Origin of the sequence: Caballeronia sp. Lep1P3, from assembly GCF_022879595.1 — a bacterium.
Taxonomy (GTDB): domain Bacteria; phylum Pseudomonadota; class Gammaproteobacteria; order Burkholderiales; family Burkholderiaceae; genus Caballeronia.
Map to the genome: position 1 here is coordinate 130075 of NZ_CP084266.1, position 22030 is coordinate 152104.

A 22030-nucleotide genomic window follows, 5' to 3' on the forward strand; every position below is an offset into this window, starting at 1 on the left:
CGGTCCTCATGAGAAGGGCTTAGCCGGGTACATCCGAGTGTTGCGGCGATGCCGGGTCGAACGCGCCACGGCACGGAACAGCGGGCATCATCACGTTTTGTGCCTGCGCGTCGAATGCTTCGCGCGAGAACCGGCGGCGGTAGTCGCTCGCGAGTCCGGTCATGGGAACGTCGCGCGCGGCGAAGATGCGTTCGACGAACGCGTCGTGATCGCCGGCGGGAAAGAGCAGCGCGTTCGGCAGATACGAATCCAGCCCCGATACGCGCGACACGACGATGGGCCGTTCCGCGAGCACCGCTTCGATCATGACGAGCGGCACGCCTTCATAGGCTGATGGCAGCACGAGCGCATCGCTTGCGACGATATACGGAAGCACGTCGTTCTGCGGCCCGACGAGCCGCACGCATGCGGAAAGCGTCGGGTTTGCGTCGACCATCGCGGCAAGGCGCGCCGCGTCCGGGCCTTCGCCGACGATCAGCACGAGCGTGCGCCTGAACGCATCGGCGTGACGCTGTATGGCTTCCATCAGGAAGTCTTGCCGCTTCTGCCTGAAGTTGATCCGGCCCACGTGCGTGACGATCGTCGTGCCGTCATCGGGCAAGCCGAGCGCGGCGCGCGCCGCCGGCTTGGTGAGCGTCGAACGGCTGAAGCGGTCGTCCACGTAGTTTTCGAGAATCATCGTGCGCGCATGCGGCGCGAGCGTGCCGAGCTTGTCGCGCAGATGTTCGTTGAGCGTCACGAACTCGTCGGGCATGCGATAAAGCACGCGCTTGACGAGCCATTTCAGCTTGTCGGTGAGGCTCGCGCCGGCGGACGCGTCGTCCACGAGCGGCAAGTAGCTGAGCGTCGGCACGCGTGCATAGCGCGCGGCGAAGAGACCGGCGATTCCCGATGCAATCGTGCCCTGCGCGATCAGCAGTTTCGACAGGCGCAGCGTGCGCAGCGTGGCCGCCGTCGAGCGGATCACGCGCAGCAGCGCGAACGGATTGCCGCGTATCGATTCGGCCGTATAAGAGAGACCGATGGTGCGCACCTTCGCGTGATGGCGAGCCAGTTCGCTCACGTAACGGAATAGTGCCGCGTTCGCCTTGGGGACGAAGATGTGCAGCGTCTCCACGTTCCCGCTCGAAATGAGCGCGAGCATGAAACGCTTGAGCATTTCCTCATGCCCTCCGTTGATGCCTGAATCGCAATAGATCCCAACGTTCACCTTTTTCTCCCCTTAAGCGCGCGTTTTGCGCGTCTTTATGCTCTGTTTATGAACTGCATCAACAGTCGCGCGCTCTCCGTCCAGCGATATCGCTCGGCATGTGCGAGGCCGCGGCGCCTGAGGTCTTCACTCAGCTTAGGCGAATCCAGTAGTTCTCGCAGCTTCGCTGCAATGTCGTCGACCGAATAGGGATCGCAGTAGATGGATGCGTCGGCGCACGTTTCGGGCAGCGCGGCCGCGCGTCCCACGAGCGTCGGGCAGCCGTTGCGCATCGCTTCGAGCGGCGGAATGCCAAAGCCTTCGTAGATCGACGGATAAAGGAAGCAAGCCGCGTGCTGATACAGCGCCTTGAGCTTTTCGTCGCTGACATAGCCCGCCTGCTTGACGTTCGGTGAACTCGACAAGTCCTGCGCCTTGCCGAAGATGGTCGCGTTTTTCATGCCGACGATGACGAGATCGATCGAGGGATCGTTCAGGCGCATGAAAGCTTCCACGAGGCGCTTGAAGTTCTTCGTCGGATTCATGCTGCTCACCGCGAGCACGTAGCGGTTGGGCGTGAGCTTCAGTTCGCCGATGACCGACGTATCCGGCACGACGTGATCCAGATGGTCCGCCGCGAGCGGCACGACGCCGATGCGTTCCGGATTCACGCCGACATGATGCGCGAGACGGTCGCGCGAGAACTTCGAATTCGTCATCACGCAACTGGACGTGCGCGCGAGAATCCAGAACATCACGCGATACCACATGCGGAACTTCCACGAGAAATGCGCGGGCGTGTCGAACACCGCGGCGTCGTGCATGTAGATGATCTGATTCGGACGGAAGATCGAGCCCGAGTTGCTGAGATTGACGATGCGCGAGCGCCCCGCGAAGAGCGGCAACACGATCTGCTCCCAGAACACGCCCTTGCCGAAACCGAGTTCGACCGTCGGCACGCCGTCCACCGGCACGAGGCCGGGCTGCGGAGGCACGGCCAGCGTAAGGTGCGATCCTTCGGGCAACTTCATCAGCGCGGCGACGAGTTCACGCGCGACGCGCTGAACGCCGGTGGTCTTCTGGCTCGTGAAGCGACCGTTGTAGACGAGCTTGTGTGAGGCGATCGATGTGTCCATGTCTTGCGCTTTAGAACTGTGAGTCGGAGCTGGTCTCGTACGATGCGACTTCGTTCGTGCCAAGCGGCTCGCGCGAAGGCTTTTCGGAACCGAATTCATACATCGAAAGCCATTGACGGAAGATGGTCTCCATCGAGAAGCGCTTGCTTGCCGAGACGCGCGCGGCCGTTCCCATGCGTGCGCGCAGATCGGGGCTGTCGCGCAGGCGCACGAGATAGCCTTCCATGTCCTCGATACTCTTCGCGACGAAGCCGGTCACGCCATGCTGCACGACGTCGCGATTGCCGACCACGTCGGTCACGACTGCGGGAATGCCGGCCACCTGCGCTTCGATCAGCGCGATGGGCATGCCTTCCCAACGCGAGGTCTGCACGTAGACGTCGAGTTCGGATGTGAGTTCGAGCGCGCGTTCGCGCGTGACCCATCCGCTGCATGTGACCGCGCCGGTGTTTTCGGCGGGCACTTCGTCGGCATTGCCGCCGATCCACAGAAACTCGATCGACGGTCCCTGCAAGTTGGAGGCAAGCTTCGCGAAGGCTTCGTGATTCTTCTGGTAGGACGCACGCCCGCTCATGCCGATGACGAGCTCGCCGTTGCGCTTCTCGACGCGCGGAAGAATCTCGTCGACGTTCACGCCGTTCTCAATCATCCGTGCGCGGGGCGCATAGACTTTCGTTTCGATTTCGCGCAGCTCGCTCGTCGAACACGCGACGATGGTGCCGCCCATGCGCGCGGCGATGCGCTCGAACGTGAGATAGGCGAACTGCTTGGCAGCCGATACGTCGCGCCGCAAGAACGCGAGGCCGTGCGGCGAATAGAAGACGCGCGCCCGCGGCGCCGCGATGCGCGCGGCCACGCGGCCGAGCACGCCCGCCTTCGACGAATGCAGATGCACGACTTGGGGATCGCATTCGCGCAACGCACGCACGAGGTCGCGCACGCCCGCCCAGTCGTTCTTGAGATGGACCTCGCGGCACATGCTGACATGCTTGAACTTGACGGCCGGATGGAACAGCTTCTCGAAGTTCGCCGGCGTTTCCGGCCGCATCGAATGAAGGATCGTTACGCCGACTCCTGCGGCCGCTGCGCGATTGGACAGCTGGGTCAGCATCGATAGCACCCCGCCGCCAAATGCCTCGGTTATATGGACGATCTCTTTCATGTTTGACTCTTCGATTGGCGATTCGCCGTGCGCCCCGCGGCACTCGCAATGGAGAAGAAAAGTGGCCTATTTGTTATCGATGATGGGCAACACACATTCACTCGGTTCAGCATACTAAGACGGTGCGAGCGCATCCACGTTCAAAGGAAAACACAATTTACGGAAACAAGCGCGCAGCATTGCAAGCCGAGTGTGGTATCGACCACTCGTTTTGCAAGCACCCCGATCGACCGCGTCGTTTTGCGTTGCCCGCTGCATGAATGCGGGTGCGAAGCGCTGCGTCAGCCTTGCATGTGCGAGCTGCCGAAGCCTTGCCTCATTCAACTGCGATGACACGTCCCGCGAATCGAGATTCGTGCGGGACGCCATGTCATTTGGTCATTGATTCGTTTTTAGAAGACTTCCCTGGCAGCCGGCGAGCGTTCCTTGCCGGCTTTCGCGAGCATTGCTGCGCGCCTGATCCTTCTTTGCTGAGGTTGATCGTTGCGATGAAGTTAATTGACTTCGGGTTCGGGTTTCGCGTCGGAGGAAATGCGTTGCTTGAAGGCGATCTCGCAAACCTCCAGCAAGACCTTCAGATCCTTCACGGGCACCGCAGCCGATTGCATGCGCAAGTTCTCGGCGCTCTCGACGAGCTTTTGCACACGCTCGAAAGACAGGTCGTCTGATTTCATTCCGCGCTCACAATAAGTATTGTCACGTAGTACCATAAACCCCGAAACTGCTTCCGTCCGTGCGGCAGCACACATACACGCCAGCAACTTTTAGAGTAGCGCGCTAAACGCGCGCGAGGACGGTGGCCGAGGTCCGTTCCGCCAGCAGCAGCGGGGCGAATTCCTCAGCCTTTGTGTTCTGAAGAACGTCGGGTAGCGAAAGGGACGTGCGGCACCAAAACGGAAAACCGCCATTGCTACGCAGGAAACGCGCCAGCTCACGAACCCGCGCTTCCGGTCATTGGACGCTTCAGCAACGACACGCCCTCGAGGTGCAGCGTGAAAGCCATCGCCGCTGCAATGGCCGTTTCGACGATCAACACCGTGGCTGCGGCGCCCTGCTCGCCGAAGAGCTTGGCAAGCACCGCAAGCAAGCCGAAGTTCAACACGGCTGAGCCGATCAGCACGCGGCTGAAATGCGACTTCATGCCAAGCGGAAGCATGGTTTGAACGCCGAAAAGGTCGGTAAGGCCGGACATCAAAGGAACGAAGGCCATCCAGCGCAGCACGTCTACGGTCGGGCCGAACTGCGGGCCGTATAGCACTTTCACCGCGAGCGGCGCGCCAAAGAAAATGCCCACGGAAATGAGCGAGACAATCGTCCCTTGCAGCATGAACATCTTGCGCAGGAACGCGAACGCATCCTCGCGCGCGTGGTGCATGAGGAAGCTCACGCGCGGATAAGCAGCGGTCTTGAGCGGCCTCAGCATGTTCAGCGCCGCGCGGATCAGCTTGTCGGCCGCCGCGAAATAACCGCCCGCGACGTTACCCGCAATGAACGTCAAAAGCACGATGTTGCTCGACGCATAGATGTCGACGAGCGAGGTCGCCATGAACACGCTCCATCCTTCCTTGAGACGCTCGATGATGACCTTGAGCGGCACATGAACGAAGTCGAGCTCGCGTCGAAAGTACAAATACGTGCAAATTGCGATACCCGACACGAGCGGCACGAGCGTGTTGACGAGCATTGCGATGTTGACGTCGTCGTGATGACGCACGAAGAGATACATGGCCGGGATGCTGAGCGCGCGGCCCACGAACACCAGCGCGCTGATCATCCCGAGGTCTTCGACGCCCTGGAAATACCAGGTCGGAATAAGCATCGAACCAATGGCCATGCCGAAGCCCACGAGCAGCAACTGGCGATTCTCGGCGAGCATCGGCACGACGAGCGTGAGCACCAGCAGCACGAGAAAGCCCGCGACAGAAAGCGCGATCTGCGCGTACATCGTCTCCCAGAAGACCCTTGAGCGCAGCGCGCGGTTTTCGCGATTGATGGATATCTTGGGTGTGGCCGTAAGAGAGAAGCTGAAGTTGGTCAGCGTGATGAAATACGCCGTGAAAGCCATGGCGAAGGAGAGGCGGCCATATTCGCTCGGCCCGAGAACGCGTGCGAGCCACGGAAGCGTCAAAAGCGGTGCAAGGTATGTCGATACCTGCAACGTCATCAGGATGGTGAAGTTCTTACGAAAAGAAGCCATTGAGCGGTTTTTCCCGGCTTGAGTGCTGCCCTGATTTCGGCGATGCAAAAAATGCTGATTGGCGCATAACCCATGGAACCCCCTTTCTGGCGGGCATTTGCCTGACAACGCTCGAAGCGAATAGTTTCGTCAAAGCGTAATCCGGCATGGCTGATACGCAAGGCCAAAAAGATGGAGCGCCCGTGTCGTTGAATTGACGACGGGCGCACGAAGGGTCATGTGCGAGATTGATGACTCAATAACAGCAAGGCTCTGGCGTCAGTACCGGCCGCATTGCGGCGCGGGTATGACGCAGGACGTACCCGCCAGCATTAAACCGCAAAAAAAACTATTCTTCAGTGGGTTTGCACACGCACGTTCGGGCGCGTCGCGTGCCATGCCATCCAGGCATCATGATGCACGAAGATGACGGAATCGCTATGCCGCCGCGCTATCCGCGCTTTCACGCGCGAGATCGCTTGCCGCATCGATGATCGCATCTTCACGCACGATGCAGTGCGCCGGCAAGCCGATGAACTTGCGCACCACATTGCGCGTGATCTGATCGACGACGAGCCGGCTCTCCGCGTTCGTGTCCATGAGGACGCGCGGCCAGTCGGTCGTGCCGCCGTTGAACACGAGGCCCTGTTTCGCGTGGCCGTTTCGATCCGGCTGGAACACGCCCATTGCGCCTGCACCGCCGATGTCCCAGCCGGTGAGCTTCACCGTATCGGCAAGTGCGACGAAGCCGTTAGGCTCGTGCGGCACGCCATCGACCTCATAACCGACGAGGCGGTCGAGCGCACCGAACGTCTCGCCGTTGCGAAGGCCCGTGCCCGCAAAGACCCAGTGATCGTCCTGACGCACGGTATAGCCTATCGCTTCGCGCTCGCGCTTGATCCAGCCGCCGCGCAAGCGCTTCCACACGCCGTACTTGCCGCCGCCATAGCCGTAGCTCAGGCCGATTAGATCCGACTCGTCGTGCCCCGGCCACTGCGCGCCGAGGCGATTCATGATGGCGTAATCGCCGTCGATGGCGGCATCGCCGTAATCGATTGGGCGAAAGCACGTATTGCCGCTGAAGATCGCGAGATTGCCGCCCTGTGCGATGAAGCGCGAAACGCGCTCGCGCATCTCCTTGCTCCAGTATTCGTGATGCCCGACGCTCAACATGCAGCGGTAGTCTTCGAGCGCAAGATCGGTGCCGCGATGCAGGTCATGGTCCGTATAGAAGTCGCATGCGATGCCTTCTGCGCGCAGCCATCGAATGAACTTCGCGTCCCAATGCGTGAACTGCTGACGCGGCGAGCGCGGGTCGTAGGGATCGGTCGGCTCGCCGAGTTGCGCGCCGAGACCGCCGCCGGGACGCAGCAGACTCACGCGCGTTTGCGGATGCGTGCGGTGAATGGGGTCGCCGTAATAGCATCCGCCGCCCATCGAGTTGTACGCGTGGTAGGTATTGACCGGCACGATATACGCGAGGTCGGCAGAGCGCTTTCTTGGCCGCGCGATGACGAGCGCCATGCTGTCGCTATCGGGCGGTCCGGCGAAGATCGGCTTGTGCGCGATGACACGACGTCCGAGGTCCGTCAATGGTTCACCGTTTGCACCAACTTCATACGCGATCGCGACATACGCACCGCTTTGAAGCGCGTCTCTATTCGGCTTGATCGTGATGACAGGCCAGCCCCAGTCCTGATCGAAGCGCACAGGCGCGAGACTTCCCGGCGACTGAAACACGACTCTGCCGTGCTTCATTTCGGCCTTGACGCTGCCGCCCGGCTGCGCGGCGACGCCGCCCACGCTCGTCAGGTTTTCGTCGTCGCCCTGATGATAAATGGCGATGCCAAAGCGCGAACCCGGCTGCACCGCGAGTTCGAACCAGTCGCCGGCGGTGAAGCCGGGTCTCATCGGATAGATCTGCATTGAGCGCCTCGCTGGGTTCTTTTATGGATTAGCGGCTGGCTTGCCGCTCAGGTCGCCTGGCGCAAGCGCGCGCGGCGTTGCGACAGGCGCGCGCAATTCCATGCCGAGCGCGCGCTTGACGATGCGCTTGGCCTGGAACCAGCGCCGGTCCGCGACGATGCGTCGATGAAAGCGCAGTTCTCCGGGCGTGTCGGTGCGATTCGCGGCAAACAGGCGGTAACGCGCTGCGGTGGCTTCGATGATTTGCAGCGATTCATCGAATGCAGGGGTGTCGACGCGTGCCGCCTGAAAGCACGCATACGAAAAGACCTTATGGAACATCGCGAGCCAGAACGGATCGAGCACGCCTCCATTGCAGCGCTGCAAAGTTTCTTCGGCGCAGACAGCGAGGCTCGTGACCGTGTAAGGCGTCGCGCGGGTCGTGATGCTGCCCGCGCGCCGCCGATAGAAGTAGAGCTCGTCCGCAAGACGATAAAGCGAGCGCGCGCGTGCATAGACGAGCGGAATCGCGGAGGCGTCTTCGTACACGCGTCCCGCTGGAAACTCGATGCCGTCCCACAGTTCGCGCTTATAGACGCGCGCTGCCGGGAACACCTGATAGACGCGCGCGAAGTCGAGCAGCGCCGACAGATCGCATCGTCGCGGGCCGATGGTCGCCTGATCGATCAGCTTGACCTTGTCGATCACCTTGCCATTCGAATTGATGATGCCCACGTTGAATTCGACGATGTCCGCCGCGCTCCGGTCGAGCAGCGGCATGATCCTGGCGGTGAAATCGGCGGACCAGACGTCGTCGGAATCGAGAAAGCCGATATAGCGCGAAGACGCCTGCGCGATCGCGCGATTGCGCGCGGCCGAGACGCCCCGGTTTTCCTGATGAATGACGTGGATGTTCTTGCCGCGTTCGGTGCGCTGCACCTCACGGATACGTTCGAGCGTGCGGTCTGTCGAACCGTCGTCGATGACGATGATTTCCATCTCGTCGGAGCGCGGCTGCGAAAGCGCGGATTCGAGAGAAGCGGCGATGTAGTGTTCGACGTTATACGCCGGGATAACCACCGACAGCAGAGTCGGTGCGTCGCTGCGGGCGCGTGTCATAGGCTCGTGTCACCGGTTGAGGTTTTGATTGAGTCTTACCGTGGCCGAGAGCGTGCTGAATGGTCGGCGTCTGTTTCCCCGAGTGCGGCCCTTAAGGACCTGCCGACCGTGGCGCTATCTTGAGAGGGAGCTTATGGCTAATTGTAAGGTTCGAATGTTCGACGACGCACGAATGTTCTGACGAGAAGCGGCCGCTTGGTGGTGAAGCCCGCATAGCGAAGGAAACTCAGTGCCTTGGGCGCGCCTGCTTCATCGCAAGGAAATGCACGGCGCGCACGCGTGAAAGCACGCACATGGCTTGCTAATAGACGCCGTGGCAAGCCCGCTTTCGAGCGACGGATAAGCGTGGGGTGCTCACATATAATGGCCTTACGAAAGCCCGAACAGGTCGATGGTTCAGGCATTTCGCCTGACAACTCGGCGGCCGCTCGACGCGGCAACTACCGCAATAATCGATACATGCAAGGACCAATAACCGTGACCACGTCTTTCTCCAGTTCGGTCGAACGCACAGGCGCGCAATCCGGCGATCCGGCCGTGGCAGGAAACGATGGCGTGCTGGTGCTCGATACAGCCCAGCGCTGCATTTCGGCCGATGCCGCCTTCGCTCATATCTTCGATATCGATTTGGCCGCACTGCGCCAGCGCGCGCTCACGCAAAGCACCTTGCCGAAGCCGGTTGCCGCGGCGCTCGCCGACGCTGCGGATGCCGCGCTCGCCGGCAATGGCATCCGCCGCGCGCAAGTCTCGTTCGGCGAAGACGATGCCACGCGCAGCTTCACCATTCTCGCGCTGCCGGCGAGCGACTCCGTCACGCTGATCGTCTCGCCATGCGCGGGCGCGCCCGACGCGCAGGACAGCGCGACACGCCTCGCGCATCTGCGAGCGGAGGCGTCGCTTTTCATGCGCGATCATGTGCTGTCGATCGTTTCGCACGATTTGCGCGGTCCGCTCAACGCAATTCATAGCTGGGGCTATGTGCTCGAACGCAAAGTCGATGCAAACGATCCCGCTGCGCAACGCGCGCTTGCCGGTATCCGCTCGGGCGTCGAACAGCAGGTGAAGCTCATCGAGCAATCCGTCGATAGGACGCGCGCGGAAACCAAGGCCGTCGCGCTTTTGCTCGCGCCCGTCGCGGTGCGTCCGTTGCTCGAACGAAGCGTGGCGCTTGCGCGATCCAGCATCGCGCGCGCGCGTGGCGTCGCCATCAACGTGGAGTCGCCGCTTGCGGAAGAGCAGGTCGAAGCCGATGCCGAGCGCCTCACGCAAATGCTCTGGCTCATGCTCGCGTTTGCCGCCGAAGCGAGCGCGCGCGATGCGAGCGTGCAAGTGTCGAGCAACATCGAGGGCGGCATGTGGCGCACGGACGTGCGCTTCGTTGCATCGGCGCAAGCGCTCAACGATTCTTCGGCGCCGCATGTGCTCGAAGCCTTTGCGCGACGTCAGGCGTTGGAGCCGCGCGAGAACGGGCGCATCGCGTGGGGACTCGCGCTTTGCAAGCGCGTGGCCGAAGCGCATGGCGGCGCGTTCGAGCATGCGAATATCGTCGATGGTGCGGAGGCCGTGCTATCGGCGCGCATTGCGGTTGCCGGGATGTAAATTCACTTTCGATTGCCTGTCGCCCATATACTGACGCTTTCCATTTCCGAAAGAGAGTTGCCTTGGCTCAGGTTGTCGCGCTCGTTGGCGCATTGTTGCTCGTCGCCCTCAATGGTTTTTTCGTGGCGGCGGAATTCGGGCTCGTCAAACTCAGGACGACGCGTGTCAAGGCCATCGCGCGAACGAATGGTCTGCCAGGGCGATTGCTGGCCAAGGTGCACGGCCAGCTCGATGCTTATCTTTCCGCGTGCCAGCTCGGCATCACGCTGGCGTCGCTTGGGCTCGGCTGGATCGGCGAGCCTGCTTTCGCAACGATTCTGCATCCGCTCTTTGCGCTTATCGGCGTGCATTCGGAAAAGCTCGTCGAGTCCATCTCGCTCTTCTTCGCGTTCTCGGCCATTTCCTTTTTGCATATCGTCGTCGGAGAACTCGCGCCGAAGTCGTGGGCCATTCGTCGTGCGGAGCAAGTAGGCCTGTGGCTCGCGACACCGCTCTATGGCTTCTATTGGCTGATGTACCCGTTCATCTGGGTGCTGAATACGAGCGCGATTCTCGTGCTGCGGCTCTTTGGCATGTCGGGGGAACATGGACACGACGCGCATTATTCAACCGATGAACTCAAGCTGATTTTGCGTGGACGGCGTCATGGCGGCGCGTCTTCCTATAACGCGGACGAGTGGAACACCATTGCGCATTCGCTCGATTTCAGCCGCATGACGGTCTCGGATCTGATGCGGCCTGCGCACGAACTCATCGGTCTGCGCAACGACTTGCCGGCGCGCGACAACCTTGCGGTGATTACGCGGCATCGCTTCAGCCGCTATCCGTTATACGCGGATGCGTCGGGCGAGCGGGTGATCGGCATGATTCATTTGAAGGACTTGTTGCTTGCGCGCGCGCCGGAGAGCCGCACGTTCAGCTTCAGTCTCACGAAAGACATGAGCAAGCTCGACAAGCTGTCGCGCTATGTACGGCCGGTGCAGTATGTGGCGCCTAACTTGTCGGCGCTCGAACTATTCAGGCGCTTTCGCAAGGGTGCGCCGCATTTCGCGATTGTCGGCAGGAAGGGCGCAAAGCCGATCGGTTTCATCACGCTCGATAACTTGCTTGGCGCGCTCGTGGGCCAGATTCACGACGAATTCCGTCAGGGTGATGCGGATTGGTCGCGCATGGACGACGGCACGCTGATGGGCAAGGGCTCGTTGCCCGTGGTGTCGCTCGAGCGTGCGCTCGGTATCGATATCGATGAAGGGCGCGCCGAGTCCGTCGGCGGGCTCGTTATCAATGCGCTTGGCGATTTGCCCTCCGAAGGGCAGCGGGTCGGGTTCGATCGGTTCGATATCGTCGTCAAGAAGATGAATGGGCCTAGGATTGTGCTTGTGCGGGTTTATCCTCGTGAGGAGGCGTTTGAGGAGGCTCAATGAGACCTTTTTTTGTTGTGCTTAATTGTCTTGTCGGTCTATTGGCGTTGCCCCGCCCCGCACAGGGGCAGCCCAATAAACCGACATAAGCAACGCCCCAGCGAGAGCAAAAAGAACCTAACCCCCCGGTACTCCCTCCTCAACAAGCAAAGCAACCGGCATAACCCCAAGCGCATCGCGCAAAAATAGCCGCTCGCCATCGGCTTTAGGCGCATGAGGACTGAGCCAATCGAACAACGCTCGCGAATGAAGCGCCTCGGGCAGAACGACGGAAGTATCGCCCCAAACGGAAGGGGAAACGAGCGGCAAATCGGGCGCAGAGCCGAGCAACGAAGCAGCATGCCGCGTCGCAATGACGATCGCATAAGCACTGCCCGCATGCCGCGCATAAGCGATGACATGCTTCGCATGCTCGCCCTGCACAGCCAAAGGCAGATACTCGCCCTGAGCAAACAGCGATTCGCAATGCTTGCGCAAGGCAAGCGCCCGGCGCACGAGTCCGAGCTTCACACGTCCGTCGCGCCAGTTGGCCATCTGCTCCGAAGGCGGTCCCTTCTCGTCGATTTCCTCAAGCCACTTGCGGCGCAATTCATAGTCCACAGGCCGGCGATTATCCGGATCGACGAGACTGAAATCCCATAGCTCCGTGCCCTGGTAAAGATCCGGCACGCCCGGCGACGCGAGCCGCAAGAGCGTCTGCTGAAAGCTGTCGATCGCACCGATCGGCCCGATGCGCTCGACGAACTTCGATAGCTCCTGCAAGAAGCCATTGCGACGCTGCGGCGCGACGATATCGAAGAGAAAGTCCCTGCACGCCTGCTCATACGCCTCGTCCGGCGCAAACCAGCTCGTGCGCAGCTTGCCTTCGCGTAACGCCTTCAATTGCCATTGCGCGACGCGCTCCGCAAGCTCCTGTACGCCGGCTTCGTCGTCGGGCGCGAGCGTGAGCGGCCAGCATCCGACGAGCGTCTGATACAGCATCGACTCGGCGGCGGGGCCGGGCGCCCAGTCCCTGCTGTCGCTCGTTTCGTTATGGCCGCCATTCGGTCCGCGTCGCAACGGCGCATTCAGCGTCGACCATGCCTTGAGCGTCGCGGCCCATTCGTCTGGAATCTCGCTCAATGCGGCGATGCGCGCGCGCACATCCTCGCCGCGCTTGTGATCGTGCGTCGCGGTGCACAGCATCGCATGCGGAAACGTGGCGAGACGCTCGCGGTTCGCCTTGTGAAACTCCTCCAGCGACAGCGAAAACTCGCCCGGATCGGCGCCCACTTCGTTGCGCGAGATGAGCCGTCCATAGCGATAGCACGCCGTATCCTCGACAGCCTTCGCCGCCACCGGCGATGTCAGCTGCGAAAACAGCGTTTGCGCCGCGCGCCGCTGCGATCCCGCCGATGCCTGCGGATTCTGTGCTTGGCCGGAAGCCGCCTGCGCCTGATTGCGATCGCGATCGCGGCCACGCTCCGCCGCACGTTCGCGCTGACGATCGTTCTTCTCGTTGCGTTCGTTTCGTTCGGTGTGCGATGCATCGTCGGGCAGCTTGCCGCCGAGCCACTGCGCCACCTGATCGAGTATGACGTGGTCCGCATGCGCAAGCGATGCGCGCGCGGCGTCGAGCGCCTGTAAGAAGTATCGGTCGTCCTCGGCACTGCGCACGCCGCCCACCGGATAGATGCGATACACCGGAAAGTGCACGACGAGTTCGGCAACCACACGGCGAATCGACGTGAACGTGTAGTCGCGCGTGGTCTGCGCATCGCGTGCGATGCGATGCAGCGCGCGTGTCACGCGATCGAGTTCCGCCGCGAGATTCTCCGCGAGAATCTTGCGCCGCGCGATCAACGCTTCGTCGGCGAAATTGCCGCTCTTGCCCGTGAGTTCCGCCCACAGCGCGGCAAGCGGTTCGGCGCCCGCGGGATCGTGCAAGAGCGCGCCGACATCGTTCATGAAGTCGTAGCCGGTGGTGCCGTCCACTTGCCAGTCGCGACGCAGCGGCTCGCCGCGCGCAAGAATCTTTTCGACGACGAAGTACGTATGGCCATTGCCGTTGCGCAATGCCTCGGGCCGCTCGGCCGACAGCTCTTCGAGCCGCGCGCGCAGACGCTGGCAGTATTCGCGCGGCTCGGCCAGCCCGTCGACGTGATCGATACGCACGCCGTCGATAAGGCCCTCGGTGAAGAGCCGGAAAATGAGCGCATGCGATGCCTCGAAGACTTCCGGCCGTTCGACGCGCACGCCGCCGAGCGTGCTCACGTCGAAGAAGCGCCGCCAGTTCACTTCGTCCGCAGCGGTGCGCCACCATGCGAGGCGGAAATGCTGCCGCTCGAGCAGCCGATGCAGACGCTCGCGGCCCGCATTCGTCTCCGGCGAATGCGCCGCGAGAACCGCCTGGATCGCGGCCTGTCCGCCTTCGGTCTGCGCGATGGTCACGAGCGCCGTGCGCGCATCGGCGGCGCGCGGCTGATCGGCGGGCTGCGTCGTGAGGCCCGCGAAACGTTGCGCGAGTTCGGGCGCTTCTTGAAGCACGGCGGGGTAATCGACCGGACAGACGGGAAACACGTGCGAGTAGTACTCGATCACGAAGCGCCCTTCGTCCGCGCGATACGCGAGCTTGATCTTGCCGCCTTGCAGCTCCTCGCCATACGCGGCGCCGAGAAACGGCGCAAGCACCTTGCCGCGCAGCGCGGGATCGGGCGAATGCCAGTCCACATCGAAGAAGCGCGCATGCGCCGCGTGGCGTCCCCATTCGAGGATGTCCTGCCACCACGCATTCTCCGAGCCGCCGACGCCCATGTGATTCGGCACGACATCGACGATCAGTCCCATTTCATGCGCGCGCAGTTTCTCGACGAAGCGTCGCAAGCCTTCCTCGCCGCCGAGTTCGGGATTGACCTTCGTATAGTCGACGGTGTCGTAGCCGTGCGTGGAGCCGGATGTCGCCGTCGTGATCGGCGACGCATACGCATGACTCACGCCGAGCGAGGCGAAGTAGTCCACCTGCGCGGCGGCGTCGTCGAACGTGAAGCCCTTGTGAAGCTGAAGCCTTAGCGTGGAGCGCGGTACGGTCATGGTGTTTCGGGCTTTGGGGTGTCTGAATTGTCTTGCTGCACGGAACGCTTGCGCGCCGAGTCCACGGCGAGCAGGCGGTCGCTGAATGCATCGTCGGCGAACATTTCTTCGACCGGCAGCGCGAGACGCCGCCGCCAGTTCGGATGCTCGTCGATGGAACCGGGCAGGTTCGGCTGCTCCACGAGGCCGAGCAGGTCTTCGAGCGGATACGTGACGAGCGGCGCGGGCGTCATGCCGACGAATGCGAGCGCTTCATCGATGGGCGCGTTGTCGATAGGCGGCGCCTCGACGTCTTTCGGCGCGATGCCCGCTTCCTGAAACGCGCGCCACAAATGCCCGCGATCCACGCCGCGCTCTTCCATCGCCGCTTCGACCGGATCGCGTCCGTCTTCGCGCGCCATCGTCTGGCCGATCTTCGAGCGCCATTCGATGTCTTCCCCGCGCCACCATCCGTTGACGGTGGGCAGGTCGTGCGTCGTCGTCGTCGCGGTTACGCCGTCGCTCCATTCGCCCGGCGGCTTGAATCCTTCGCCATCCTGAGCACGTTCGAACCATAGCACCCGAATACCTAGCAAACCCTGCTCCTGCAAACGCTCGCTGAAGCCGGGCGGCACGGTGCCGAGATCCTCGCCAACGACGATCGCGCGATGCCGCCACGATTCCAGCGCGATGAGCCGCAACAGGTCCTCGAACGGATAGCGCAGATACGCGCCGTCCTTCGCGCTTTCGCCTTCGGGCACGAGCCACAGCCGCCGCAAGCCGAGAATGTGATCGATGCGGATGCCGCCCGCCTGCGCGAACGCGGCGCGCAACATGTCGATGAACGCGGCGAAGCCCTGCATGCGCATCGCGCGCGGCGAGAACGTCGTGAGGCCCCACGATTGCCCGGCCTGATTGAAGAGATCGGGCGGCGCGCCGACGGACACGCCCGTCAGCATGTCGTCGCGATACGACCATGCGTGACTGCCCGCGCTGTCGCAGCCGACCGCGAGATCCGCGACGAGGCCGACGGCCATGCCCGCATCGCGCGCGGCGTGCTGCGCGTGCATGAGTCCCTTGGCCGCGAGCCATTGCGTGAAGAGATGAAAGTCCACCTCGCGCCGATGCGCCTCGGCGAACGCGGCCACGGCTTCGCTGCGCGGATCGCGCAGGTCTTCGGGCCAGTTGCGCCAGTGACCTTCGCCGTTTTGCGCGAGTTGTTCCGCCTGCAGCGCTTCGAAGCGCGCGTGGTCTTCGAGCGCGCGTCCGCCTTCCTTCACGAACGCGGCGAAGTCCTTCGCGAACGGGGAATCGTCGTCTTGCGAGAAGCCGTCGAAGAGCGCGCGCAGCACGGCGATGCGCGCTTTCATCGCGCGCGGCCAGTCGATCAGCGAGAGGCGCTCGAGTTCGGTCAACTCATCGGCGACGCCCGCCTTCTCGATCGCCGCGCGCGCGGCCGGCGCGCCGAGCACGGCCGCCGGGTCGATATGCGCGATGTTGAGAAAGAGCCGCGACGAAGGCGAGTACGGACTGCACTTGTTCGGCTCGGCGGTGAACATCGCGTGCATCGGGCTGATGGCGAGCGCATGGCTGCCGCGCTTCGCGGCCTGCGTCGCAAGCGCGGCGAGCGCGGTGAAGTCGCCCACGCCGCCGTCGCCGTTGCGCCGCACGCCATAGACTTGCGCGGCGACGCCCCAGAGCGGCGGCGCTTTCTGCGCATCGGCGTCCTGGCCGAGGGCGCGCCACGCATCGTCGACCGTATAGCAGCGCGCGGGCGCGACCGCGAGCGTCGTGCGATGGTCGTTGATGACGAGCGTGTGATAGCCCGGCTCGGCAATCGGCGCGAGCAGGGCGGTCTCGCCCTTGGGCGACGTAAAGCGCCCGTCGATGACCTCGCCGCTTTCCATTTCGATGCGATAGCGCGCGCCCGACTTCGCCGCCGACACCGGCAGCGCGATGCCGCGATCCACCTCTGCCGTGATGAGCGGCGGCAGCTTTCGGCCACTCATTTCGGCATCGATGGCGGACATGCTCTGCTTGATCTGCGCGGCGTTGCCGCACGGCAGGCCGAGCTTTTCGAGCAGCACGCGCAGGGTTTTTTCCGGCACGCGCTGCGTGCTCTTGTGCGCGTCCTGCCACTCGACTTCGAAGCCCGCGCGTTGCGCGAGCGTTTCGATGGTCGAGCGCGGACGCGCTTCGTTTGCGGTGTTCGCGGCGCTCACGTGCGTTGTCCCTCGGTCGGTTCCAGCCGGCGCGCGTCGTGCGCACTCGCGTATTCGTTCACGTCGCCGGTGAGCCAGGCGACGAACGTTCGGCCGCTCAGTTCGCCCTCGCTCGCGCGATCCTGCGCACGCGGCGGCGTCTCGAAGATGACCTTGCCCTGCGGTGCATCCGAGAGCGCGACGGGCGCATCGGCGAGATTGAGTGCGATAGAGAGCGTCTCGCCGTCGCCGAGCTTCCAGCGCGCGACGAGCGCTTTTTCGCCGATCACGTTCGCCCCAAGCGATTTCGCGCCCTTCAGACGCGGCGTGATGAGCTTCGCGCGCACCGTCAGCGCCGAACGATAGAAGTGCAGCCATTCGAGACGATCGAGTTCGTCTTCTTTGTTCGCCACATTGGGCGACGACATCTCGAACGTGCGCTTGTCGTTCGGATCGGGAATCTGCGCGCGGCGCTTTTCATCGGTGAATGCGGAGAACTTCGCAAATTCCTTGCGGCGGCCTTCGCGAACGGCATCGGCGAGTTCGTCGTGATAGTCGGTGAAGAAGAGGAACGGCTGCTTCGAGCCGTACTGCTCTTCCATGAAAAGCATCGGGATTTGCGGCGAAATCAGCAGCAGGCCGGTGGCGGCATGAAGCGAATCATCATCGGTGAGCGAGCGCAGGCGTTCGCCCATCGCGCGATTGCCGACTTGATCGTGGTTCTGCAGAAACATCACGAAAGCCGTGGGCGGCAGATGTCCGCTCGGCTCGCCGCGCGGCGCGCCATCGTGAATGGGCGATGGATCGCCCTGATACACGAAGCCTTCGGCAAGCACGCGCGCGAGCTTTTCGATGGGCTTGTCCGAATACGCCTCGTAGTAGCTCTCGCTCTCGCCGGTCAGCAGCACGTGCAGCGTGTTGTGGGCGTCGTCGCTCCATTGCGCGTCGAAGTGCTTTTCCAGCAGGCTCGCGGTGTTGTGCTCGTTCTCCAGCACGAGATGCACATGCCGCTCGGCTTCGACGGAACTGCGCACGCGATCCGCGAGTTCGCGCAGCCATTCGTCGTCGTTGATCGCGTGCACTGCATCGAGGCGCAGGCCATCGAAGCGATATTCGTTGAGCCAGTAGAGCGCGTTGTCGAAGAAGAAGTCGCGCACTTGCGGCCGTTCGAAATCGATCGCAGGACCCCACGGCGTGTTCACGCCTTCGCGGAAGAACGTCTTCGCATACGCATGCAGATAGTTGCCGTCCGGCCCGAAGTGGTTATAGACGACATCGAGAAACACCATAAGGCCCAAACCATGCGCGGTGTCGATGAGCTGCTTGAGTTCTTCGGGGCGGCCATAGGCCGAATCGGGCGCATAGGGCAGCACGCCGTCATAGCCCCAGTTGCGCGTGCCGGAGAAGTCGTTGAGCGGCATCAGTTCGATGGCCGTCACGCCGAGCTGCGCGAGTTCCGGCAGACGCGCGGTGACGCCCGCATAACCGCCCATCGCGCCGACGTGCAGTTCATAAAGCACGGTCTCTTCCCACGGCCGGCCATGCCAGTTCGTGTTCGTCCAGCGATACGCGCGCGGATCGACGACTTCGCTCGGGCCATGCACGTCCTGCGGCTGAAAGCGCGATGCGGGATCGGGTACGGCGAGGTCATCGTCGAAACGATAGCGATACAGCGTGCCCGCGCCTGCGTCGGCTTCGGCTTCGTACCAGCCGTCGCCGGTTGCCTGCATGTCGACGAGTTCGGGCGTCGTGCTGCCGGCTCGCTGAATCTCCACTTGAACGCGGTCGCGCGACGGCGCCCAAAAACGAAAGCGCGTGCGCGGATTCTCGCGTTCGGCGCCGGTCAGATGCGCGCCGAAAGGAAGGCAATGCGCGTGTTGATGCTGGTGAGGATCGATCGGACGTTCGGACATGATTTCGTGCCTGGTTTGCTTTGTCGCATTGCCAATGTGATGCGTGCCGCCGCGAGCCTCGGTGCGTTGCCTGACGATGCCGTCGCTCGCGCGTCGCTAAGGTGTCGCCGAGGTGTCGCTCGGTGTCGCGTCCGGCTCGGATGGCCGGTTCGACGCCAACGTTCCGGGGTCCGGCGGCAACGCGGTCAGAAGACGCGGACCCTGATGCGCGCCCGCCATCCATACGGCCTGCCAGTCCGCTTCACCGGTTGGCTGCGCGAGCAGCACGACGATGCTGTGCGCGTCCAGCTCCAGTTCGCTGCCGACAAGCGGCCGCTCGATGGCGTCCGGCTCCGCGCTGTCTAGCAGCACGTTCCATTCCAAGTGCGGCGCGGGCGGCGCGAACATCAGCTTCTGCGCGGAGCCGTTGATCATGAGCAGAACGACGTCGATTTCGCCGCTGGTTCCGGGGCCCGCGCGACGCAACGTGAGCGCGCGGCCTTCGGGGTCCTGCCACGCTTCGATGGCGAGCGCGTTGCCCCGCTCGTCGAACCAGCTCACGTCGTAGAGGCCGGGCAGCACTTCGCGGTCGCCATAGAGAAAGCGCGTTTCCCGCAGCACCGGGTACTTTTTTCTGAGCGCGATCACGCGCGCGACGAACTCCGTCATCTCCACGCCGGGCGCGCTGTGCGCCGCGTCCCAGTCGAGCCAGGAAAGCTCGTTGTCCTGGCAATACGCGTTGTTGTTGCCGTGCTGCGTGCGAAGGAACTCGTCGCCGCCGAGGATCATCGGCGTGCCGAGCGAGAGCAGCGTGGTCGCGAGCATCGAGCGCGCGAGACGGGCGCGCACATCGAGGATCGCGGGGTCGTCGGTCGGGCCTTCCACGCCCCAGTTCGCGCTGCAGTTTTCGTTATGGCCGTCGTTGTTGCCTTCCTGATTCGCTTCGTTGTGCTTGTGCGTGTACGCGGTGACATCCGCGAGCGTGAAGCCGTCGTGCGACGCGACGAAATTGACCGACGCCCACGGCTTCCGGAAGCGCCGGTTGAAGAGTTCCGCCGAGCCGGTGAGACGCGCGGCGAGATCGGGCCGCATGCCGGAATCGCCGCGCCAGAAGCGCCGCACGCCATCGCGGAACTTGTCGTTCCATTCGGCGAAGCCGGGCGGATGATTGCCGACCTGGTAGCCGTCCGGACCGATGTCCCACGGCTCGGAGATGAGCTTGCGCGTGGAGAGGACGGGGTCCTGGCGGACTGCGTCGAAGAAGCCGGAGCCGGGATCGAAGCCGTGTCCTTCGCGCCCGAGCGTCACGCCGAGATCGAAACGGAAGCCATCGATGTTGAACGCCGTGCACCAGTAGCGCAGCGAGTCCATCACCATTTGCAGCACGCGCGGATGCGACAGGTTCACCGTGTTGCCGCAGCCGGTTTCGTTGATGTAATGCCGCTCGTCGCCGGGAATGAGGCGGTAGTAGCTCGCGTTGTCGAGACCGCGCCACGAGAGCGTCGGCCCGAGTTCGTTGCCTTCGCAGGTGTGGTTATAGACGACGTCGAGAATGACTTCGATGCCTGCCGCATGCAGTTGCCGCACGGCGATACGCATTTCGTTGAGGCGGTGCGTCGACAGATACGACGGCTCGGGCGCGAAGAACGCGGCGGTGTTGTAGCCCCAGTAATTGCGCAGTCCGCGCTCGATGAGAAAGCGGTCGTTGAGAAAGGCGTGCACCGGCAGAAACTCGACGGCGGTGATGCCGAGCTTTTGCAGATGCTCGATGAACCACGGCGACGAGAGCGCGGCGAACGTGCCGCGTTCGTGCTGGCGAATATCGTGGCGGGCCATCGATGCGCCGCGCACATGCGTTTCGTAGATGACGGTTTCGCCCCAGGGCGTATCGGGACGCACGTCGCGGGACCAGTCGAAGGCGTCGTCGGTGACGATGCACTTGGGCATGGCGGGCGCGGAATCGCGCCGGTCCATCGACATGTCGAGCCGGTTCGAATGCACGCGATAGCCGAAGAGGGCATCGGACCATCGCCAGGGGCCGACGAGCTTTTTCGCGTAGGGATCGAGCAGCAGCTTGTGCGGATTGAAGCGATGCCCTTGTTGCGGCTGATACGGCCCGTGCGCGCGAAAGCCGTAGACGGTGCCGGGATGCGCGCCCGGCAGATAGCCGTGCCAGATTTCGTCGGTGCATTCGGGCAGGTCGAAGCGCATCAGCTCCTTGCGGCCGGTGCTGTCGAAGAGACACACCTCGATGCGGTGCGCATTCGACGAGAACACCGCGAAGTTGACGCCCAGGCCGTCCCAGTTGGCTCCTAGCGGGTACGGAGCGCCCGGGAGCAACTTTTCGGGTAATGCGTTTGCCATTTTTGGCCTTTTTTGGGGTTTGTGAGGTGCTTTTTGTTCGCGGGCGCGGGGCGGTTCTTCGGGTTCTCTTCTGTGCTTAATTTTCGTGTCGGTCTATTTGCGTTGCCCCTGTGCGGGGCGGCAGTCACTTTCTTTGCTTGGGACCAGAGTAAGGCGCTAAAGCGCCAACTCTGGTCGACACAAAGAAAGTAACCAAAGAAAGCAGCTTCTGAGCCCGCAGCACTTAATGCGTGGGCAGCTTGCGGAAAGAGCATTGGCACTCGGTAAATAAACAGCCTTGAATGACCTTCCACGCCCGCTGAGCGCCAGGTCCTGCGAGCCCCTTGGCTCGATAACACCACATCCGCGTTTTGCGCTTGCGTCTGCGGTCCAGTCGTTAGTCGGCGGCGGGCGTCAATGAGTTTTGCGAGCGCCGGCGCATCAGCGTCGTTGAACCGCAAACACGTACAGGCGCACATACGCTTGCAAACGATGGTGTTAACGAGCCAAGGGGCTCGCAGGATGTGGCGCTCAGCGGGCGCGGAAGGTGATTCAAGGCTGTTTATAAGCTGAGTGCCAATGCTCTTTCCGCAAGCTGCCCACACATTAAGTGCTGTGGGCTAGAAAGCTGCTTTCTTTGGTTACATTCTTTGTGTCGACCAGAGTTGGCGCTTTAGCGCCTTACTCTGGTCCCAAGCAAAGAAAGTGACCCCCGCCCCGGGGAGGGGCAACGCTAATAGACCGACACGAGTTGCAACAACCCACTCAACCGCCGAGCAAGCAACCGCAGAGCAAACAACCGCAGAGCAAGCAACAGCAGCGTAAACAACCGCAGAGCA

General features: G+C 62.7%; 13 protein-coding genes. 2 read left to right on the plus strand and 11 right to left on the minus strand.

What is annotated here, in order from left to right; all coding sequences use genetic code 11:
• Window positions 1-19: 19 nt before the first annotated feature.
• The 7 genes from LDZ27_RS15130 to LDZ27_RS15160 form a co-directional block, all read right to left on the minus strand.
• Window positions 20-1159 carry a glycosyltransferase gene (locus tag LDZ27_RS15130; RefSeq protein WP_244816809.1) on the minus strand — a complete coding sequence of 380 codons (1140 nt, stop codon included), beginning with the start codon at window positions 1157-1159 and terminating at the stop codon, window positions 20-22.
• Window positions 1160-1245: 86 nt separating this feature from the next.
• Window positions 1246-2325: a glycosyltransferase family 1 protein gene (locus tag LDZ27_RS15135; protein WP_244816810.1), complete on the minus strand. Its 1080-nt coding sequence runs from the start codon at window positions 2323-2325 to the stop codon at window positions 1246-1248.
• Window positions 2326-2335: 10 nt separating this feature from the next.
• Entirely contained in the window at window positions 2336-3487 is a 1152-nt protein-coding gene (locus tag LDZ27_RS15140) for a glycosyltransferase (RefSeq protein ID WP_244816811.1), read from the minus strand.
• 494 nt (window positions 3488-3981) lie between these two features.
• On the minus strand, window positions 3982-4161 hold the full coding sequence (locus tag LDZ27_RS15145; protein WP_244816812.1) for a hypothetical protein: 180 nt from the start codon (window positions 4159-4161) through the stop codon (window positions 3982-3984).
• A 257-nt stretch (window positions 4162-4418) separates the two neighbouring features.
• Complete coding sequence (locus LDZ27_RS15150) at window positions 4419-5684, minus strand: flippase (RefSeq protein ID WP_244816813.1); 1266 nt, start codon at window positions 5682-5684, stop codon at window positions 4419-4421.
• 417 nt (window positions 5685-6101) lie between these two features.
• Window positions 6102-7589 (minus strand): N,N-dimethylformamidase beta subunit family domain-containing protein, encoded by a 1488-nt coding sequence (locus LDZ27_RS15155; protein ID WP_244816814.1) that lies wholly within the window; start codon window positions 7587-7589, stop codon window positions 6102-6104.
• A gap of 21 nt (window positions 7590-7610) precedes the next feature.
• Window positions 7611-8687, minus strand: a complete 1077-nt coding sequence (locus tag LDZ27_RS15160; RefSeq protein ID WP_244816815.1) for a glycosyltransferase family 2 protein — start codon at window positions 8685-8687, stop codon at window positions 7611-7613.
• Between the two features lie 477 nt (window positions 8688-9164).
• On the opposite strand from LDZ27_RS15160, the gene LDZ27_RS15170 reads away from it, so the two are divergent.
• Together LDZ27_RS15170 and LDZ27_RS15175 are read left to right on the plus strand one after the other, a co-directional pair.
• Window positions 9165-10286 (plus strand): sensor histidine kinase, encoded by a 1122-nt coding sequence (locus LDZ27_RS15170; RefSeq protein WP_370653427.1) that lies wholly within the window; start codon window positions 9165-9167, stop codon window positions 10284-10286.
• A 62-nt stretch (window positions 10287-10348) separates the two neighbouring features.
• Window positions 10349-11710 (plus strand): hemolysin family protein, encoded by a 1362-nt coding sequence (locus tag LDZ27_RS15175; protein WP_244816816.1) that lies wholly within the window; start codon window positions 10349-10351, stop codon window positions 11708-11710.
• A 114-nt stretch (window positions 11711-11824) separates the two neighbouring features.
• On the opposite strand, the gene treY is transcribed toward LDZ27_RS15175, so the two are convergent.
• The 4 genes from treY to glgX all read right to left on the minus strand — a co-directional run bounded on the left by treY (window position 11825) and on the right by glgX (window position 21212).
• Window positions 11825-14776, minus strand: a complete 2952-nt coding sequence (gene treY / locus LDZ27_RS15180; protein WP_244816817.1) for a malto-oligosyltrehalose synthase — start codon at window positions 14774-14776, stop codon at window positions 11825-11827.
• The gene (gene malQ / locus LDZ27_RS15185; protein WP_244816818.1) at window positions 14773-16977 is read right to left on the minus strand and encodes a 4-alpha-glucanotransferase; all 2205 of its coding nucleotides are present in this window, start codon (window positions 16975-16977) and stop codon (window positions 14773-14775) included. Before malQ ends, treY begins: the two co-directional genes overlap by 4 nt.
• Window positions 16974-18869, minus strand: coding sequence for a malto-oligosyltrehalose trehalohydrolase (gene treZ, locus LDZ27_RS15190; RefSeq protein WP_244816819.1), 1896 nt, complete (start codon window positions 18867-18869; stop codon window positions 16974-16976). The genes malQ and treZ overlap by 4 nt, the downstream gene beginning before the upstream one ends.
• A 96-nt stretch (window positions 18870-18965) precedes the next feature.
• Complete coding sequence (glgX, locus tag LDZ27_RS15195; RefSeq protein ID WP_244816820.1) at window positions 18966-21212, minus strand: glycogen debranching protein GlgX; 2247 nt, start codon at window positions 21210-21212, stop codon at window positions 18966-18968.
• Window positions 21213-22030: the final 818 nt, after the last annotated feature.

Excerpts from the sequence above, each read along its gene's own strand:
- treY (WP_244816817.1), bottom strand. The coding sequence starts at position 14,776 with ATGACCGTACCGCGCTCCACGCTAAGGCTTCAGCTTCACAAGGGCTTC.
- LDZ27_RS15140 (WP_244816811.1), bottom strand. The coding sequence starts at position 3,487 with ATGAAAGAGATCGTCCATATAACCGAGGCATTTGGCGGCGGGGTGCTA.
- LDZ27_RS15155 (WP_244816814.1), bottom strand. The coding sequence starts at position 7,589 with ATGCAGATCTATCCGATGAGACCCGGCTTCACCGCCGGCGACTGGTTC.
- LDZ27_RS15150 (WP_244816813.1), bottom strand. The coding sequence starts at position 5,684 with ATGGCTTCTTTTCGTAAGAACTTCACCATCCTGATGACGTTGCAGGTA.
- LDZ27_RS15135 (WP_244816810.1), bottom strand. The coding sequence starts at position 2,325 with ATGGACACATCGATCGCCTCACACAAGCTCGTCTACAACGGTCGCTTC.
- LDZ27_RS15145 (WP_244816812.1), bottom strand. The coding sequence starts at position 4,161 with ATGAAATCAGACGACCTGTCTTTCGAGCGTGTGCAAAAGCTCGTCGAG.
- LDZ27_RS15130 (WP_244816809.1), bottom strand. The coding sequence starts at position 1,159 with ATGCTCAAGCGTTTCATGCTCGCGCTCATTTCGAGCGGGAACGTGGAG.
- glgX (WP_244816820.1), bottom strand. The coding sequence starts at position 21,212 with ATGGCAAACGCATTACCCGAAAAGTTGCTCCCGGGCGCTCCGTACCCG.
- treZ (WP_244816819.1), bottom strand. The coding sequence starts at position 18,869 with ATGTCCGAACGTCCGATCGATCCTCACCAGCATCAACACGCGCATTGC.
- LDZ27_RS15160 (WP_244816815.1), bottom strand. The coding sequence starts at position 8,687 with ATGACACGCGCCCGCAGCGACGCACCGACTCTGCTGTCGGTGGTTATC.